The 17,966-nt window shown below is 63.2% G+C and carries 16 protein-coding genes; 6 read left to right on the forward strand and 10 right to left on the reverse strand.

Annotated elements, in window-relative coordinates; translation table 11 throughout:
• The first annotated feature begins 304 nt into the window (after nucleotides 1-304).
• The 3 genes from A3A9_RS0123930 to A3A9_RS39280 are packed head-to-tail and all read left to right on the forward strand — an operon-like array spanning nucleotide 305 to nucleotide 2,158.
• On the forward strand, nucleotides 305-1,558 hold the full coding sequence (locus tag A3A9_RS0123930) for an NAD(P)/FAD-dependent oxidoreductase (RefSeq protein WP_027061045.1): 1,254 nt from the start codon (nucleotides 305-307) through the stop codon (nucleotides 1,556-1,558).
• Between the two features lie 37 nt (nucleotides 1,559-1,595).
• Entirely contained in the window at nucleotides 1,596-1,826 is a 231-nt protein-coding gene (locus A3A9_RS0123935; RefSeq protein WP_027061046.1) for a type II toxin-antitoxin system ParD family antitoxin, read from the forward strand.
• A 5-nt stretch (nucleotides 1,827-1,831) separates the two neighbouring features.
• Nucleotides 1,832-2,158 carry a type II toxin-antitoxin system RelE/ParE family toxin gene (locus tag A3A9_RS39280; protein ID WP_033838760.1) on the forward strand — a complete coding sequence of 109 codons (327 nt, stop codon included), beginning with the start codon at nucleotides 1,832-1,834 and terminating at the stop codon, nucleotides 2,156-2,158.
• Nucleotides 2,159-2,211: 53 nt separating this feature from the next.
• Here A3A9_RS39280 and A3A9_RS0123945 read toward each other — a convergent pair whose 3' ends face one another.
• Nucleotides 2,212-3,489, reverse strand: coding sequence for a 4-aminobutyrate--2-oxoglutarate transaminase (locus tag A3A9_RS0123945; RefSeq protein ID WP_027061047.1), 1,278 nt, complete (start codon nucleotides 3,487-3,489; stop codon nucleotides 2,212-2,214).
• Nucleotides 3,490-3,711: 222 nt separating this feature from the next.
• Here A3A9_RS0123945 and A3A9_RS0123950 point away from each other — a divergent pair, with 222 nt between their 5' ends.
• From A3A9_RS0123950 to A3A9_RS0123960, 3 genes are read left to right on the forward strand one after another with little or no spacing between them, the layout of a single operon-like run.
• A complete protein-coding gene (locus A3A9_RS0123950) occupies nucleotides 3,712-4,851 on the forward strand; it encodes an efflux RND transporter periplasmic adaptor subunit (RefSeq protein WP_027061048.1) in 1,140 nt (379 codons plus the stop codon).
• Entirely contained in the window at nucleotides 4,848-5,924 is a 1,077-nt protein-coding gene (locus A3A9_RS0123955) for an efflux RND transporter periplasmic adaptor subunit (protein WP_027061049.1), read from the forward strand. The genes A3A9_RS0123950 and A3A9_RS0123955 overlap by 4 nt, the downstream gene beginning before the upstream one ends.
• Complete coding sequence (locus tag A3A9_RS0123960; RefSeq protein WP_082222194.1) at nucleotides 5,924-9,022, forward strand: efflux RND transporter permease subunit; 3,099 nt, start codon at nucleotides 5,924-5,926, stop codon at nucleotides 9,020-9,022. Before A3A9_RS0123955 ends, A3A9_RS0123960 begins: the two co-directional genes overlap by 1 nt.
• Nucleotides 9,023-9,034: 12 nt before the next feature.
• On the opposite strand, the gene A3A9_RS39285 is transcribed toward A3A9_RS0123960, so the two are convergent.
• From A3A9_RS39285 to A3A9_RS0124005, 9 genes are all read right to left on the reverse strand, one after another.
• Nucleotides 9,035-9,340 carry a hypothetical protein gene (locus A3A9_RS39285; protein ID WP_063827789.1) on the reverse strand — a complete coding sequence of 102 codons (306 nt, stop codon included), beginning with the start codon at nucleotides 9,338-9,340 and terminating at the stop codon, nucleotides 9,035-9,037.
• A 49-nt stretch (nucleotides 9,341-9,389) separates the two neighbouring features.
• Nucleotides 9,390-10,139, reverse strand: coding sequence for an ABC transporter ATP-binding protein (locus tag A3A9_RS0123970; protein ID WP_027061051.1), 750 nt, complete (start codon nucleotides 10,137-10,139; stop codon nucleotides 9,390-9,392).
• The gene (locus A3A9_RS0123975; protein ID WP_027061052.1) at nucleotides 10,136-10,981 is read right to left on the reverse strand and encodes an ABC transporter ATP-binding protein; all 846 of its coding nucleotides are present in this window, start codon (nucleotides 10,979-10,981) and stop codon (nucleotides 10,136-10,138) included. The genes A3A9_RS0123970 and A3A9_RS0123975 overlap by 4 nt, the downstream gene beginning before the upstream one ends.
• A complete protein-coding gene (gene nikC, locus A3A9_RS0123980) occupies nucleotides 10,978-11,898 on the reverse strand; it encodes a nickel transporter permease (RefSeq protein WP_027061053.1) in 921 nt (306 codons plus the stop codon). The genes A3A9_RS0123975 and nikC overlap by 4 nt, the downstream gene beginning before the upstream one ends.
• A complete protein-coding gene (locus tag A3A9_RS0123985; protein ID WP_027061054.1) occupies nucleotides 11,895-12,956 on the reverse strand; it encodes an ABC transporter permease in 1,062 nt (353 codons plus the stop codon). Before A3A9_RS0123985 ends, nikC begins: the two co-directional genes overlap by 4 nt.
• Nucleotides 12,957-12,974: 18 nt before the next feature.
• The gene (locus A3A9_RS0123990; protein ID WP_033838761.1) at nucleotides 12,975-14,618 is read right to left on the reverse strand and encodes an ABC transporter substrate-binding protein; all 1,644 of its coding nucleotides are present in this window, start codon (nucleotides 14,616-14,618) and stop codon (nucleotides 12,975-12,977) included.
• 261 nt (nucleotides 14,619-14,879) lie between these two features.
• Nucleotides 14,880-16,127 (reverse strand): lytic murein transglycosylase, encoded by a 1,248-nt coding sequence (locus A3A9_RS0123995; protein ID WP_027061056.1) that lies wholly within the window; start codon nucleotides 16,125-16,127, stop codon nucleotides 14,880-14,882.
• 26 nt (nucleotides 16,128-16,153) lie between these two features.
• Entirely contained in the window at nucleotides 16,154-16,759 is a 606-nt protein-coding gene (gene recR, locus A3A9_RS0124000) for a recombination mediator RecR (RefSeq protein ID WP_027061057.1), read from the reverse strand.
• Between the two features lie 181 nt (nucleotides 16,760-16,940).
• Nucleotides 16,941-17,924: a cell wall hydrolase gene (locus tag A3A9_RS0124005; RefSeq protein ID WP_027061058.1), complete on the reverse strand. Its 984-nt coding sequence runs from the start codon at nucleotides 17,922-17,924 to the stop codon at nucleotides 16,941-16,943.
• Between the last annotated feature and the right edge of the window lie 42 nt (nucleotides 17,925-17,966).

The following is a 17,966-nucleotide window of genomic DNA, read 5'->3' on the forward strand; positions in this document are numbered from 1 at the left end:
GCCTCCAATCGAACGGGTTCAAGGCCCAAACATCAAAGGGATGCGCTAACGCGCAGGCTCCCATAAAGCTTCGACATCAGTGGAAGTCAATGAAAATCGACGGGAAAAGCCAATTGAAACAATAGTTTAGAATTATTCTAAACTGCAACGGTCAACTTTATGCCTTCGCTGCACCGGCTTTGCGGCCGAACTGTCCGATTGACAGCCGCCATCCCGGGTGCGACCCGCAAACGCTCTCTTGCGGCGGCGCCAGACAATTGCCACTTGGCCGGAGATCCTAGGATCGAATCAGGATTGGAACGCGATGAAGAACGGCGTGGTCATTGTCGGTGCGGGTCATGCGGGCGTGCAAGCGGCCGCCAGTCTGCGCGAGGATGGCTATGACGGACCGGTGATCCTCATCAGTGACGAGAACGAACTGCCCTACCACAAGCCGCCGCTGTCGAAGACCTTCATCAAGGACGCCGAGGCCAAACCGCAACCGCTACGCGGCGAAGCGTTCTATACTGGGAACGCGATCGATTACCGGCCCGGCATCCGCATTGAGCGCATCGATGCCGGCGGACGCCGCCTCGACATCGCCGGCAGCGGCGCGCTTGCCTTCGACCACCTGATCCTGGCAACCGGCTCGCGCCCACGCACGCTGCCGCTGCCGGGCGCGGATCTGTCCGGCGTTTTGTCATTGCGTTCGCTGGCCGATGCGCGGCTGATCCGGGAGTTGAGCGCACAGAGCGAAGATGTCGTCATCCTCGGCGGCGGCTTCATCGGGCTGGAAATCGCTGCGACGCTGCGGGCGGCCGGCCGCACGGTGACGGTGGTGGAAGCGGTCGACCGGCTGCTTGGCCGCGCCGTGGCTCCAGTCGTGGCGAGCCATGTCCGGCAAAGGCTGGAAGCGACGGGCGTACGCATCCTGACCGGCACCTCGATTTCAAAACTCAAAGGCGAAAACGGCCATGTCGTGGCCGCCATCACCTCGTCAGGCGAGAGATTGCCGGCGCGCATGGTCATCGTCGGCATCGGCGCCGTGCCGAATGTCGAGCTGGCGCAGGAAGCCGGTCTCACCATCGCCAACGGCATCCGCGTCGATCACCAGATGCGCAGTTCCGTGCCTGACATTCTCGCCATCGGCGACGCTGCCTCCTACCGGCACTGGTTCACCGGCGGCGATGTGCGGCTGGAATCGGTGCAGAACGCCACCGACCAGGCCCGGCTTGCGGCGCGTACGATTACCGGCCACGCCGATGCTTACTCGGCGGTGCCCTGGTTCTGGTCCGACATCGGCGACATGAAGCTGCAGATGGTCGGGCTGACCGCCGGCGGCGACAGCCATGTCGTGCTGGGCGACCTGCCCGACAATAAATTCTCGATCTACCACTATGCCGGCGACCGGCTGCTCGGCATCGAATCCGTCAACCGCCCCGGCGACCATATGCTTGGCCGTAAGATGCTGGGCGCCGGCTTCTCGCCGACGACGGAAACGGTGGGCATGGGGCCAGATGGGCTGAAGGCGGCGCTGGCCGCGTTTCAAAACCTGGAGCCAGCCAAGGCCCGTGCATAAGATTGCCAATTTTTGCCATAAGCTCTAAAATGACCAAATGAGCACCATGAACATCTCCTTGCCCGACAGTTTGAAACATTTTGTCGATCAGCAAGTGACGGATCGCGGCTATGGCACGAGCAGCGAGTATGTGCGTGAATTGATCCGCCACGATCAGGATCGTCAACTTCTACGCGGGCTGCTCCTCGAGGGCGCATCATCCGCGCCGGGCGCCCCCGTTGACGATGACTATTTCGCCGCGCTGCGAAAACGAGCGCAAGGCCAATAAGTTAAGTGACCCCGAAGGCAATTGTTCCTCGAAACCGCGCGCTGCGGGATATCGAGGTCGCCATTGATTATTATGCACGCGAAGTTAGTTCGCATACGGCGTTGGGCTATGTCGATGACCTTCAAGACACCTACAAACTGATAGCCAGCCATCCTGCATCAGGCTCTCTCAGGTATGGCTATGAAATAGGATTGCCCGGGCTACGCAGCGTGCAGCTCAAGCGTTATCCATACCTGATTTTCTACCTTGAACAGACCGACCATATAGATGTGTGGCGGGTGCTGCATGCCAAGATGGACATTCCAGCCTGGTTACAGAATTCGAACTCCTGACGGCACGTTCACCCGCTTCGGGGTAGGCCGTCAGGAGAAATCGGCGCCCCCTTTCAGGCAGCGCAGACTTCGCGGATCGAGCTTTCCAGGATGTCGAGCGCTTCGTTCATGATCTCGTCCTGGATGGTGATCGGCGCGAGGAAGCGGATGACATTGCCGTAGACGCCGCAGGTCAGCAGGATCAGACCCTTGTCGAGCGCCTTCAGCCGGATCGCATTGGCGATTTCGGCCGAAGGCAGGCCCTTCTTGACGTCGTTGAACTCGACCGCGTTCATGAAGCCGAGGCCCCTGATGTCGACAATCTCGGGCACGTCGTCGCGGATCGATTGCAGGCGCTGCTTCAGCCGCGCGCCCAGCGTGTTGGCGCGGTCGCACAGCTTCTCGTCCTCGATCACGTCGAGCACCGCATGTGCCGCGGCAACGCCGATCGGGCTGCCGCCATAGGTGCCGCCGAGGCCGCCGGGGCCGGGCGCATCCATGATCTCGGCGCGGCCGGTGACCGCCGCCAGCGGGAAGCCGCCGGCCAGGCTCTTGGCCATGGTGGTGATGTCGGCGGCGACTTCATGGTGATCCATGGCAAACATCTTGCCGGTGCGGGCAAAGCCGGTCTGCACCTCGTCGGCGATCAGCAGCATACCGTGCTGGTCGCACAGCTTGCGCAGTGCAACCAGGAAATCGCGTGGCGCGTCGTAGAAGCCACCCTCGCCCTGTACCGGCTCGATGATGATGGCGGCGACGCGGGCCGGATCGACATCGGCCTTGAACAGGCGGTCGAGCGCGGCAAGCGAATCGGCGACCGAAACACCGTGTAGCGGCACCGGGAACGGCGCATGGTAGACGTCGCCCGGCATGGCGCCGAAGCCGACCTTGTAGGGCACGACCTTGCCGGTCAGCGCCATGCCCATGAAGGTGCGGCCGTGGAAGCCGCCTGCAAAGGCGATGACGGCCTGGCGGCCGGTGGCGTTGCGGGCGATCTTGATGGCGTTCTCGACCGCCTCGGCGCCAGTGGTGACGAAGATCGTCTTCTTCTCGAACTTGCCGGGCAGCATGGCGTTCAGCCGTTCGGCCAGCCTGACATAGCTCTCATAAGGCACGACCTGATGGCAGGTGTGGGTGAAGCGGTCGAGCTGCGCCTTGACCGCCTCGATCACCCTGGGATGGCGGTGGCCGGTGTTGACGACGGCGATGCCCGAGGAGAAGTCGATGTAGCGGCGGCCCTCGACGTCCCAGATCTCAGAATTCTCAGCCCTGTCGGCGTAAATCTGCGTGGTCATGCCGACGCCGCGCGAGATCGACTGGTTCTTGCGTTCGGAAATGGCTGAATTCTTCATGATATCCCTCATCGGGCCGGCGCCCGTTCTTGTTTGCTCGGTGTCTTCTGGCCTTATTTCACATTTTCCTCAAGTCGGCACCACCGGCTGGCGATTGGGCCTGATCCCGGTGCAGCCGTCCGATACGTGTACGAGACCGGTTTCCTTTTTCCGGAGATCGACTATCCTCCAGATATCCGTGAGGCATCGCGATCAGCGAGCCGCCTGCGGCCGGGGGAGCCCATGAGCAGGAACGTGACATCGTCCGTCTCGCCGCCATTGGTCAAAACCTCCAGCCTTTTGTCTTTTCCAGCCGCTTCGGCGCTTGTCGTCTGCACAGCCGCATTGATGCTGACCGGCTGCCAGAAGCAGGAGGCATCAGAAAAGAAACTACCGGTCATGGTGCGTACCGAAACGGTGGCTTTGGCCGACTATGCACCGAGAACCTCGCTGACCGGCGTTATCGCGGCGCGCACGCTGAACAATCTGTCGTTCCGGGTCGGCGGCCGGGTCGCCGAGCGGCTTGTCGATGTCGGCCAGCATATCGACCAGGGTGCGGTGCTTGCCCGCATCGATCCGCAGGAACAGCAATCCGATCTGCGCTCCGCGCAGGCCGATCTTGACGCAGCGCAGGCGCAGCTGACCCAGTCCGCCGCCGCCTTCGAGCGGCAGAAGACGCTGCTTGCCCAGGGTTTTACCACCAGGCGCGATTATGACGCCGCCGACCAGGCGCTGAAGGTGGCGCAAGGCAGCGTCGATGCCGCGCAGAGCGCGTTCGCCAATGCCCAGCAGAACCTCTCCTTCACCGAACTCAAGGCCGGTGCCGCCGGGGTCATCACCGCCCGGCAGGTCGAAACCGGTCAAGTGGTGCAAGCCGCGCAAACCGTGTTCACCGTCGCCGAGGACGGCGACCGCGATGCGGTGTTCAACGTGCAGGAGACGCTGATCGCCAGGACGCCTGCATCGCCTGCGGTGACGATCACGCTGTTGTCCGATCCGCAGGTCCGGGCTACGGGCAAGGTACGCGAAATCTCGCCGGCGGTTGACCCGGCTTCGGGCTCGATCCGGGTCAAGGTCGCCATTCCCGATACTCCCACCGGCATGCCGCTGGGAGCCGCCGTCATCGGCTCGGTCAGCGCCAAGCCGGCGAAAGCTGTCCTGCTGCCCTGGCAGGCGCTGACGTCCAGCGCCGGCAAACCGGCGGTTTGGGTAGTCGATCCCTCGACCAAGGCGGTCGCGACGGCGCCGGTCGAGGTGCTGGCCTTCGATTCGGGCACCGTCGTCGTCGCCGGCGGGCTGAACGAAGGCCAGAGCGTCGTTACCGCAGGCGGGCAGTTGCTCAGTCCCGGGCAAACGGTCGAGATATCGGGAGCGGGCCAATGAGAAGGCTGCCGCGGATCTTGTTTGGTCTGTGCGCGCTTGGCGCGTTCGCCGGCTGCTCGAAATCGGATGAAAAGCCGCCGGAGATCATCCGGCCGGTGCTGTCTGTCGTGGTCGAGCCACGGACCTCGCAGACCTTCGGCTTTGCCGGCTCGGTCGAGCCTCAGGTCAGCGCCGACCTCGCCTTCCGCCTGCTTGGCCGCGTCGTCTCACGCGACGTCAATGTCGGCGACATCGTCAGCAAGGGCACGACGATCGCCGCGCTCGACCCGACCGCGCTGGAACTGGCCGTCCAGGCGGCCAAGGCCGAGCTTTCCAATGCCGAGGCACAGTTTGCCAACGCCGCCGCGAGCGAAGAGCGCCAGCGCCAGCTGCTCGCCTCGGCCAACACCTCGCAGGCTGTCTTCGATGCCGCGCAGCAGGTAAGAAAAGCCGCCGAGGCCAGCGTCGAACGGGCCAAGGCTTCGCTTGCCAAATCGCAGGAACAGCTTGGCTATGCCCGGCTGTTCTCGGATTTCGACGGCGTCGTCACCGCCGTCGGCGCCGAGGTCGGGCAGACCGTCTCGGCCGGCCAGACTGTCGTCACCGTGGCTCGCTCGGATCTGCGCGAGGCGGTGGTCGACATTCCCGACCAGTTGGTCGGTGACCTCACCGCCGGCACGCCATTCCAGGTCATCCTGCAATCGCTGCCGACGATCCAGACCGAGGCCAAGCTGCGCGAGATCGCGCCACAGTCTGAAGGCTCGACCCGCACGCGACGCATCAAGCTGACGCTCACCAATCCGCCGCAAGCCTTCCGGCTCGGCTCGACGGTGACGGCGACCCGCGTGGCCAAGGTTATGCCGACGATCGAATTGCCGATGTCGGCACTGCTTGAAAAGGACGGTGTCGACAAGGTGTGGATCGTCGATCCACAAACGTCGAGCGTGAGCGTGAAAGAGATCAAGGTGGCCGCCAAGGGTGCCGCCACCTTCACCGTCGCCGAGGGGCTGGAGGCCGGCATGCGCGTCGTCACGGCGGGCGTCCACAGCTTGAGCGAAGGCCAGAAGGTCAAAGTGCCGGAGGGCGGCGTCTGATGAAGGGCTTCAATCTCTCCGAGTGGGCGCTCAGCCACCGCTCCATGGTCTGGTACTTCATGCTGGTCTTCGTCGTGGCCGGCGTGTTCTCCTACCTCAATCTCGGCCGTGAGGAAGACCCCAACTTCACCATCAAGACCATGATCATCCAGGCCAACTGGCCCGGCGCGTCGGTCAAGGAGACCCTGCAGCAGGTCACCGACCGCATCGAGAAGAAGCTCGAAGAGCTCGACAGTCTCGACTTCACCAGATCCGTCACCACCGCCGGCCAGACTGTCATCTTCGTCAACCTGAAGGACACCACCAAGGCGCGCGATGTCGTGCCGAACTGGATTCAGGTGCGCAACATGGTGGAAGACATCAAGGCGCAGTTTCCGCAAGGCGTGCAGGGACCGTTCTTCAATGACCGCTTTGGCGATGTCTACGGCAATATCTACGCCTTCACATCGGACGGGCTGACGCCGCGCCAATTGCGCGACTATGTCGAGGATGCCCGCACCAAGATCCTGACCGTGCCGAATGCCGGCAAGGTCGACCTGGTCGGCGCGCAGGACGAGGCGATCTATCTCGAATTCTCGACCCGCCAGATCGCCGCCCTTGGCCTCAACCAGCAAGCGATCGTGGCAAGCCTGCAGGCGCAGAACGCCATCACGCCGTCCGGTGTCGTCCAGTCTGGACCGGAGCGCATCAGCGTGCGCGTCGGCGGCCAGTTCACCTCCGAAGACAGCCTGCGGGCCATCAATCTGCGCGTCAACGACCGCTTCTTCCGGCTGAGCGACGTGGCGACGATCACGCGCGGCTATGCCGATCCGCCGACGGCGCTGTTCCGCTTCAATGGCCAGGACGCCATCGCGCTCGCCATCGGCATGAAGCCCAACGCCAATCTGCTCGAATTCGGCGAGGCGCTGCACAAGGAGATGAACAAGGTACTGGCTGACCTTCCGGTCGGCGTCGGCGTGCATCTGGTCGCCGACCAGCCGGTCATCGTCGAGGAGGCGGTTTCGGGCTTCACCCGGGCACTGGCCGAAGCGGTCGCCATCGTGCTCGCGGTGTCGTTCGTCAGCCTTGGCATGCGCGCTGGCTTCGTCGTCGCGCTGTCCATCCCGCTGGTGCTAGCCATCACCTTTACCGTGATGGAGTATCTCGGCATATCGCTGCAGCGCATTTCGCTGGGCGCGCTGATCATCGCGCTTGGGCTGCTGGTCGACGACGCCATGATCGCGGTCGAGATGATGGTGGCGCGGCTGGAGGTCGGCGACAATATCCGCAAGGCGGCGACCTATGTCTACACGTCGACCGCCTTCCCGATGCTGACCGGCACGCTGGTGACGGTCGCCGGCTTCATCCCGATTGGCCTCAACTCGAGTGCTGCGGGCGAATATACCTTCACGCTGTTCGTCGTCATCGCCGTGTCGCTTTTGGTGTCATGGATCGTGGCGGTGCTGTTTGCGCCGCTGCTTGGCGTCACCATCCTGCCGGCGACGATGAAGACAAAGCATCACGACCAGCCCGGCCGATTCACGTCGCTGTTCCGGCGCGTGCTTGTCGGCTCGGTGCGCCATCACTGGCTGACCATCATCGTCACGGTGTTGTTGTTTGCCGGCTCGATCGCCGGCTTCGGCCTGGTGCAACAGCAGTTCTTCCCGCCGTCGGACCGGCCGGAGTTGATCGTCGACTGGAACCTGCCGCAGAACTCGTCGATCGCCGAGACGCGCGACCAGATGGAGCGGTTCGAGCAGCGGGCGCTGGTCGGCAATCCCGACATCGACCATTTCTCGTCCTATATCGGCCAGGGCGCGGTACGCTTCGTGCTCGCCTATGATGTGCAGCCCGCCAACCCCTATTTCGGCCAGACGGTCATCGTCACCAAGAGCATCGAGGCCCGCAACCGGGTGAAGCCGGCTTTGGAGAAGCTGCTGCGCGCGGAGTTCGTCGGCACCGATGCCTTCGTCAAGCCGCTGGAGCTTGGCCCGCCGGTCGGTCGCCCGGTGCAGTACCGTGTCGGCGGTCCCGAAATCCAGACGGTGCGCGGACTGGCGCAGCAATTCGCCGGCCTCATCGCCACCAATCCGAAGCTGGCCCCGCCGACCTTCGACTGGAACGAGCCGCAGCGTGTGCTGAGGGTCGAGGTGCTGCAGGACAAGGCACGCCAGCTCGGCATCACCTCATCCGATATCGCCAGCGCGCTGAACAGCACGGTCGGCGGCGCCACCATCACCCAGGTGCGCGACGCCACCTATCTGATCAATGTCGTGGCGCGCTCGCGCGATGCCGAACGCGGCTCGATCGGGACGTTGCAGAACATGCAGTTGCCGACCAGCACCGGCGAGGCCATTCCGCTCGCGGCGGTGGCCAACTTCCGCTACGATTTGGAGCAACCGACGGTGTGGCGGCGTGACCGCATTCCGACGATCACCGTGCGCGCAGGCCTGGTCGGCGACGTGCTGCCGGCAACGGTCGTCAACGAGTTGAAGCCATCGGTCGAGGCCTTCATCGCCAAACTGCCGCCGGGCTATTCGATCGAGACCGCGGGCTCGGTCGAGGAGAGCGGCAAAAGCCAGGGGCCGATCGCCGCCGTGGTGCCGTTGATGCTGTTCGTCATGGCGACCATCCTGATGATCCAGCTGCAAAGCTTCCAGCGCCTGTTCCTGGTGGTTGCAGTGGCACCGCTCGGGCTGATCGGCGTGGTTGCGGCCCTGGTGCCGAGCGGCGCACCGCTCGGCTTCGTCGCCATCCTCGGCGTGCTGGCGCTGATCGGCATCCTGATCCGCAACTCGGTCATCCTGATCGTGCAGATCGAGGACCTTGTCCGCGAGGGCAAGGACCGGTGGGCGGCTGTCATCGAGGCAACCGAACACCGCATGCGGCCGATCGCGCTGACAGCGGCAGCCGCCAGCCTGGCGCTGATCCCGATCGCACGCGAAGTGTTCTGGGGGCCAATGGCCTATGCCATGATGGGCGGCATCATCGCCGGCACGGCGATCACGCTGCTGTTCCTGCCGGCGCTCTACGTGACGTGGTTCCGGATCAAGGAGCCGAAAGGTCGAGACGAATCCCCGGTTTCGGAGGCCAGCGAGCCCGTACCAGCTCAGACTTAAGGCTTTGCCGGATCACTCGTTGTTGTTGGAGGGTTGAGGACGTGATTTGGCGCGCTGCCACGGCGATGATTTTGAGCCGCGCCAGGCGCACCAGCCTTCGGGCAAGTCGGCCAGCGCCAGAATGCTTTCATCGCGCCGCACAACGTTTTGCAAGCTGACGATCATTATGTCGCCATCGTCAACAGGTCCAGTTTCGCTGTTGTGAAATTGCCAGCTGCCGTCGTCATCGTCATGCGAGACGTAGGCGATCCAATCGCCTCGCGTAACTATGCCCCGATCCACAAACACCGCGACATTGGGGGATCTGCAAACTTCCATTCCTCTATGGGAATTCCCCGAAGATCGTTCTGCACTTAGGAAAACGAACTCAAGCAGTTCTTACAAAACCGTCGCTGGCCCTTAGCAGATTGCGTGTATAATCCTTCGTGACACGTCGCTCGACAAGATCGCTCGCCGCCAGATTTTCCACCGCCTCACCGCTCTGCATCACCATCAGCCGCTCGCACATATGGGTAATGATGGCGAGGTCGTGGCTGACCATCAGGAAGGTCAGCTTGCGCCGCCGGCGGACTTCTTCCAGCAGATTGAGCACTTCCGCCTGCACGGAGGCATCGAGCGCCGAGGTCGGCTCGTCGAGCAACAGGATCGACGGTTCGAGAATGAGCGCTCGGGCGATCGCCACACGCTGACGCTGGCCGCCCGACAATTGATGCGAGTAGCGGAAGCGAAAGCCGTTGCCAAGGCCGACTTCGTCGAGCGCCTGCTGGATGCGTTTTTCGCCATCGGCAAAGCCGTGAATGGCCAGCGGCTCCTGCAGCAGGCGGTCGACGGTCTGGCGCGGGTGCAGAGAGCCATACGGATCCTGGAAGACCATCTGCACTTCGCGATAGAAGGCCTTGTCGCGGCGCGTGCCGAGCGTCTTGCCGTTGACGGCGATACTACCCGAGGCGACGGGCGCAAGGCCGGCGATGGCCCTGAGCAGCGTCGATTTTCCGGACCCGGATTCGCCAACCAGGCCGAAGGATTCCCCCGGCTGTACGTCGAGGCTGACGCCCTTCAGCGCGCGAAAGCGATCGAAGATGACTTCCAGCCGGTCGACGGCAATCGCTGACGTCATGCCGCCCACTCCGGCTTGCGGTCGAGCACCGGCAGCGGGTGACGGTCGGCGCCGATCTTGGGCATGCAGTTGAGCAGGCCGCGCGTGTAGGGATGCTGGGCATTGCCCAGTTCCGACGCCTTGAGCTGCTCGACCACCTTGCCGGCATACATGACGATGACGCGGTCGCAGAAGGACGAAACCAGGCGCAGATCATGCGAGATGAAGATCAGCCCCATGCCACGGTCGCTGACCAATTTGTCGAGGATGCCGAGCACGTCGAGTTGTACCGTGACGTCGAGCGCCGAGGTCGGCTCGTCGGCAATCATCATTTCCGGTCCGGCAATCAGCATCATGGCGATCATGGCGCGTTGGCCCATGCCGCCGGACACTTCGTGCGGATGCAGGTCGAAGACACGTTTGGGGTCACGGATTTGCACCGCCTCCAGCATGGCGAGCGCGCGCTCGCGCGCCTCGGCCTTGGAGACCCTCTCATGCGTGCGCAGCGTCTCGACGATCTGGCGGCCGATGCTCATCACCGGGTCGAGCGAATATTTCGGATCCTGCAGGATCATGGCGATGCGGTTGCCCCGCAGCGCCCGGCGTTCGCGCGGCGAGATGCGGAGCAGATCGATGCCATCGAAGGCCAGTTTGTTGGCAGATATCCGGGCCTGGGACGGCGTCACGCCCATGATGGCGCGGCCCGTCTGCGACTTGCCGGAGCCGGACTCGCCGACGATGCCGAGCCGTTCGCGTCCGAGCGAAAAGGAGACACCGCGCACCGCCTCGATCACCCCGGTGCGGGTCGGGAAGGTGACGCGCAGATCGTCGACGTCGAGAAGCGTCTTCGTCTCCCTGTTCATTGGTCACCACTGCGGGGATCGAGTGCATCGCGCAGGCCGTCGCCAAGCAGGTTGAAGCCGAGGCTGACGATGAGGATGGCAAAGCCCGGCGCGCCGGCCACCCACCACTGGTCGAGCACGAAGCGGCGACCGGAAGCGATCATGGTGCCCCATTCCGGCAGCGGCGGCTGCGCGCCGAGGCCGAGGAAGCCGAGCCCGGCGGCAGTCAGGATGATGCCGGCCATGTCGAGCGTCACCCTGACGATCAGCGAGGAGATGCAGAGCGGCATAATGTGGCGCAACACGATGCGGAAGGGCGAGGCGCCCATCAATTGCACCGCCTTGATGTAATCGGAATTGCGCACCGTCAGCGTTTCCGCGCGGGCAATTCGGGCGTAGGGCGGCCACGAGGTGATGGCGATGGCCAGCACCGCATTCTCGATGCCGGGGCCAAGCGCGGCGACGAAAGCCAGCGCCAGGATCAGCTTGGGGAAAGCGAGGACGATGTCGGTGATGCGCATCAGGATGGCATCAGTCCAGCCGCCGGCATAGCCGGCAATGGTGCCGACCAGCAGGCCGATGGGGGCGGCGATGATGGCAACCAGAATGACAACATAAAGCGTCCAGCGCGAGCCGTAGAGGATGCGCGACAGGATATCGCGTCCGAGGTCGTCGGTGCCGAACCAGTGTTCGGCGCTGGGCGCCAGCAGCCGTGAATTCTTGAGATCGCCGAATGTCGGCGAGTAAGGCGCCAGAGCGCCGGCAAGGGCGGCGATGACCAGCAGGGCGATGATGATCAACAGGCCGACAAAAGCCAGCCGGTTGGCGGAAAAGCGCCGCCACGCGACATAGGCGCGGCCGAGCCTTGCCTGCATGCGCGAGGCCGGGCGCTCGCTGAGCAGCCAGTCGCGGCGGGATTGGACGACCTCGGCGCTCATCGGACCTTCGTCCTCGGATCAAGCACACGGTAAAGCAGGTCGGACAGGAGATTGATGCCGATGAACACCGAGCCGATGACGATGGTGCCGCCAAGCACGGCGTTCATGTCGGCGTTCTGCAGCGAATTGGTGATGTAGAGGCCGATGCCGGGCCAGGAGAAGACGACCTCGGTCAGCACCGAGCCCTCCAGCAGATTGGCGTAGGACAGCGCGATCACGGTGACCATCGGCACGGCGGCGTTGCGAAGCGCGTGGCCCCAGATGATGCGGGTTTCCGACAAGCCCTTGGCGCGCGCGGCGACGATGTATTCCTGCGCCAGTTCGTTCAACATGAATGAGCGCGTCATGCGGCTGATGTAAGCCAGCGAGAAATAGCCGAGCAGGCCTGCCGGCAAAATGATGTGGCGAAAGGCATCGTAGAAGACATCCCACTGGCGCTGCCACAGCGCATCGAGAAGATAAAAGCCGGTGATCGGTGTGAACGTGTATTCGTAGACGACGTCGAGGCGGCCGGGAAACGCCACCCATTGCAGCTTGGCGTAGAACAGGACGAGCCCCAAAAGCCCGATCCAGAAGATCGGCACGGAATAGCCGATAAGGCCGACAATGCGCACGATCTGGTCGATAACGCTGCCGCGTTTTACAGCTGCCAGCACACCGAGCGGCACGCCGAGCACCGAACCGATCAGCGTTCCCAGCGTCGCCAGTTCGATGGTCGCGGGGAAGGCGCGGCGGATGTCGGTCATGACCGGATTGGTGGTCAGCACCGACGTGCCGAAATCGCCGCTCAGGGCATTCTTCACATAGATGTAGAACTGCTCGACCAGCGGCAGATCGAGACCCATCTCGCGGCGCGTGCGTTCGACGACATTGAGAGGCGCGCGATCACCGAGCACCGCCAGCACCGGATCGATCGGGATGACCCGGCCAATGAAGAAGGTGACCGCGAGCAGACCAAGATAGGTCGTGACCGCGATGACCAGGAAGCGGCCTATCGCCGATGCAAGGGCGACGGCGCGGGCGCTGCCGCGCCCGCTCTCGTTTTCAACCGCACTCATGCGGCGCGTCCGACCGCATTATTCCTTGGAGACCGACCCGACGAAATTGGTGTCGAAGCTCGGGCCGAGCACGAGGCCCTTGAGGTTCTTGCGCAGACCAACCACTTCCAGTTGCTGGTGAATGATGACGAAGGGGCTGGTGTCGAGGATCTTCTTTTGCAGATCCTTGTACATGTCGGCGCGTTTGCCAGAATCCTTCTCCAGCAGGGCCGCTTCCGTTTCCTTGGTCAGGTCCGGAATGTCCCAGCTGTTGCGCCAGGCGAGCGTGTGCGACTTGCCGGCATCCGAATTATCGGGGTTCGACGCAAAGGTCTGGGCATTGGAATTCGGATCGAAATAATCCTGGCCCCAATTGCCGATGTAGATGTCGTGATTGCGGGCGCGGTATTTGGTCAGCGTCTGCTTGCCGTCGCCAGGAATGATCTCCAGCTTGATGCCGGCCTGTCCAAGCGTCTGCTGGATCGATTCCGCCATGCCTGTCGTCGGCTGTCCAGTTCGCACGTCCATGGTGACGCTGAAACCGTCGGGCAGGCCGGCCTTGGCCAGCAGTTCCTTGGCCTTGGCGACGTCGAGCTTGAACGGGTTGTCGTCCACGGTGCCCAGGTCGCCCTTGGGCAGGAAGGACTGGTGGATTTCACCGATGCCCTTGAGGATGGTCGTGCTCAGCGCATCGTAGTCGACCAGATATTTGAAGGCCTGGCGCACCTCGGGCTTGGCGAGGTTCGGATTCTTCTGGTTGAGGCTGATGTAATAAACCGTACCCTTTGGCGCGCTGGTGGTGGTGAGGTCGGCGTTCTTGGCAATGGCGTCGAGATCGTTCGGCTCGAGGTTGCGGGCAACGTCGATGTCGCCGGCTTCGAGCGCCAGGCGCTGGCCCGAGCTTTCCTTCATGTTGCGGTAGATGACGCGGGCGAGCTTGGCCTTCTCGCCGTAATAATTGTCGTTGCGCTCCATGACCACGGCTTCGTTGGCGCGCCATTCGCGCAGCTTGTAGACGCCGGAGCCGGCATAGCCGGTCTTCAGCCAGGCATTGCCGAAATCATTGTCCCATTTGTAGTCGGCGCTCGGCGTCACCGCCGCGACATGTTCCTTGACCAGCTTGGCGTCGACCACCGAGGCGACCGTTGCCGAGAGGCAGTTCAGCACGAAGCTCGGCGCATAGGCCTTGTCGACGGTGAACTGGAAGGTAGCGTCGTCGACGGCCTTGGCCTTTTCGGTGACGTTGTCGCCGCTGATGCCGAACTGACCGATGATGAAGGCCGGGCTCTTGTCCAGCTTGACGGCGCGCTCGAACGAATAGGCGACATCGGCCGCGGTGATCGGGTTGCCCGAGGCGAATTTGAGGCCCGGCTTGAGCTTGAATGTATAGGTCATGCCGTCGTCAGAAACGGTCCAGCTCGCGGCGAGATCCGGCTTGACCTTGGAGGTATCGCTGAGGTCGAGGCGGACAAGCAGATCATAGGTGTTGCCGGTGACTTCGGCGGTCGACAGCTCGAACGCCTCGCCCGGATCCATGGAGATGATGTCGTCGATCGCGAAGCCTTCGACCAGCGTGTCGGCGGGCGTGACCGCACCAGCCGGCGCCCCGGCCAGAAGCAGAGCGGACATGGCGGCACCCGCAAGCAGGATGCGGGAGCGTAGAGCAAACTTTTCCATCATCATGGTGATTGTTCCCTGTTTTGTTGTTTGTTGACCTGAGTTCCCGGCTCAGGATTGTAGAACTCTTTTCGGGGCCTAAGGACGGCCCTCCGACCCCTTACCGTTGCGGTTTTTGTCCAGTTGGTCAACAGCATATCCGGCAGCCTCATGGCCGGCAACGAGCATTTATGCGACGGCTCATTGGGCCAGAAAGACGGGCGGCGTGTCGACGCACAGGCCAGCCAATCGGGGCAACCGAACGAGAAAAATCTACTAATTTTGGCGCTATTTCAGCGCGGCAACCAGGCCGGCGTCGGGAAAACAGGTCGCAGCCTGGCCGTTCTTGGCTTGCCATTTGCCGATCGAGCGGCGGGTCTTGAAGCCAGGCAGGCCGTCGGCGCTGCCGACATCGTAGCCCTTGGCTTCCAGCGCCCGTTGCAGGGCGGCAATGTCGGAACGGTGGAGATCGCCGACCGGGCCCCAGCTGCCGGAAAAATTCTGATCGCCATGCGCAATGCGGTCCGCGCCATGGCCGATGAACAGCGCGTAGAGGTCGCTGGTGTTGTATTCCTTCAGCACGTAGAAATTGGGGGTGGCGATGAACGCCGGACCGCTACGGCCGGCCGGCATCAAAAGGAAGCCTTCCGCCTTCAGCTCGCTCGCCGGAAACGGCTTTCCGCCGACACGCTTGATGCCCATATCGGCCCATTGCGAGATCTTCTTACCCTGATCGGGGCCTTCCAGCGAACAGGAGACGCTCGCGGGCACGGTCACCTCGAACCCCCAGCCTCGTCCCCGCACCCAGCCATAGTGGACGAGATAATTGGCGATCGAGGCCAGCACGTCAGGCGTCGAGTTCCAGATGTCGACGCGTCCATCGCCGTCGAAATCAACGGCATGCTTGAGGAAGGAGGTCGGCATGAATTGCGGCTGGCCCAGCGCACCGGCCCAGGACGATTTCATGGCGCCGACCGGGGCCAATCCGCGCTCGACGATCTCCAGCGCCGCAAGCAGTTCGGTGCGGAAGAAATCCTTCTTGGTCGACATGAACGCCTTGGTGCCCAGCACCTCGAAGGCGTCATAGGGCATTTTCGCCGCGCCGAAACCGGTCTCGCGACCCCAGATCGCCAGAACGATCTCGCCTGGCACGCCATAGCGTTTTTCGATTGCCGCAAGCGTCTTGGCATTGGTGGCTTCACGCGCGCGGCCGCCTGCCGTCACCGCACCAACCGTCTTTTCAGCGAAATAGGCGCCGGGCGAGCCGAACTCGGCCTGATGCTGCTTCTGCGGCGTCTTCGGCTTCTCGCCGGGCATGACAAGGTCGGGCAGCTTCAGGTTGGGTTTTATGCCGTCGAAGGCGGCATCGAAAGTTTTTTTGGAAATACCCTTCGCCTTGGCCTCGGGCCAGAGGTCGTTCTGCAGCCAGGCGCGGAACTGGTCGTCGATCTTGGCGGCGGAGGCGGGGGCCGCGAGCAGGACGCCGAGAAGCGTGGCGACAAGGGCGAAGGTGATTGTGCGACGGAATGCAGTCATTTCAGCAAACACCCCCGCCAATTGCGTCAAAACGCCGTCCGCGAACGCAGCGCCGCGGCCAGCGTGCCCTCGTCGAGATAGTCGAGTTCACCGCCGACCGGCACGCCATGCGCCAGCCTTGTCACCTTGATGTCGAGGCCGGACAATTGATCGGTGAGGTAGTGCGCGGTGGTCTGGCCCTCGACGGTGGCATTGACGGCAAGGATGATTTCCTTGACCTCGCCGCCGGCGACGCGGTCGATCAGCGAGCGGATGTTGAGCTGGTCGGGGCCGATGCCGTCGAGCGGCGACAGCGTGCCGCCGAGCACATGGTAGCGCACGTTCATCGCCGCCGCGCGTTCCAGCGCCCAGAGATCGGAGACGTCCTCGACAATAATCAGCGTGGTGGCATCGCGGCGTGGGTCGGTGCAGATCATGCAGGGGTCCGACGTATCGACATTGCCGCAGGTCGTGCAGATACGCACCTTGTCGGCGGCCTCGCCCATGGCGGCGGCGAGCGGCGACAGGAGCTGCTCCTTCTTCTTGATCAGATGCAGTGCGGCGCGCCTGGCCGAACGGGGACCCAAACCCGGCACCTTGGCCAGGAGCTGGATCAGGCGTTCGATCTCTGGACCCGCGATTCGCTTCGACATCGCTCTGATCTAGAGCAATTCCAGGAAAAGTGCGAAGCGGTTTTCCGTCCGGAATTGCGTCAAAACGAAAAGCTGGAGCGGTTCACCGTTTCCGCGAAACGGTGAACCGCTCCAGGATTTTTCAGAGCGCTTTGAAACATCCCTGTCCAGCATGGTGCCACGCGCAGCGTGGCGATGCGGATCAGTTGGCTTCGAGCGGCCGGCCCTGGCTGACGATCATCGCACCGATGGCGTCGGTGTTCTCAGGTGTCGACTGGAATCCCATCGATGCCTCTTGTGGCTCGCCCTGAACCGAACTGATGACGCGGGTGTTCACCGTTCCGCCAAAACGGGCGGCATCCGGTTCTTCCATCGGCTCCTGCATGGCGACTTCCACGGACTTAGCCGAGACACGCCCGGACTTCGCCGACGGCGCTGCTGCTGCTGTCATGTAGGTCTGCTTGGCTGGGGCGGTCGCCATCTTGAACGGGCGTGCAGGTTCCGCGGCAGCGGTCATATAGACCTGTTGTGCCGGGGCGGCGCGGACAGCGGTCTTGGCAGGACGAACCGGCTCAGCCGAAGCAACCATCGTCACTGGCGCGGCTGGCCTCTCCGGTTCATACGAGGCAACCATTGGCTCATCGGGCAGCGGCTGCCAGTTGCGGCCGCGTTTCTCGTAGAAGGCATTGCCGCCGGCAACCATGGTGTAGTGCATGTTCTTGTAGGGGAAGCGCAGGCCGGCGGTGTGGAAATACATCGTGTTCTTGAGCCTGGCCTTGCGCTCGCCCTTGAGCACAGCGTCGGCTGCTTCCTCGACATCGGGCATTGCGCGTGAATTCATCGGCCTGGTCATGACGCCCGGCGCGAATTGGCCGGGTTCCCCGACCACCTGGCAAATGGTGGTGCCGTGATTGCCGGACCGCAAGCGGTTCATCACCACCGTGCCGACGGCGATCATGCCGTCGCGGCTCGAGCGGTTGGACTCGAAGAACATCGCCCTTTCCAGGCATTCCCTTTCCTTCGGCGTCTGACTGTAGGCGCGCGACGTCAGAAAACTCGGCGTGATGGCATCGGTCAGGCTGGCGACCGACATGCCGTGCGAAGTCGTCTGGCTGCAGGCAGCCAGAAACAGGGGAGACGTGATGACGCCGAGCAACAGCGGCGCCTTCCATCGCGTGACGATCAACAGGTTACCCTCTCACTTCGATACCCGCCCCCGGGCTGCGGC

This window comes from Mesorhizobium loti CJ3sym (genome assembly GCF_000472785.1).
GTDB lineage: Bacteria > Pseudomonadota > Alphaproteobacteria > Rhizobiales > Rhizobiaceae > Mesorhizobium > Mesorhizobium loti_E.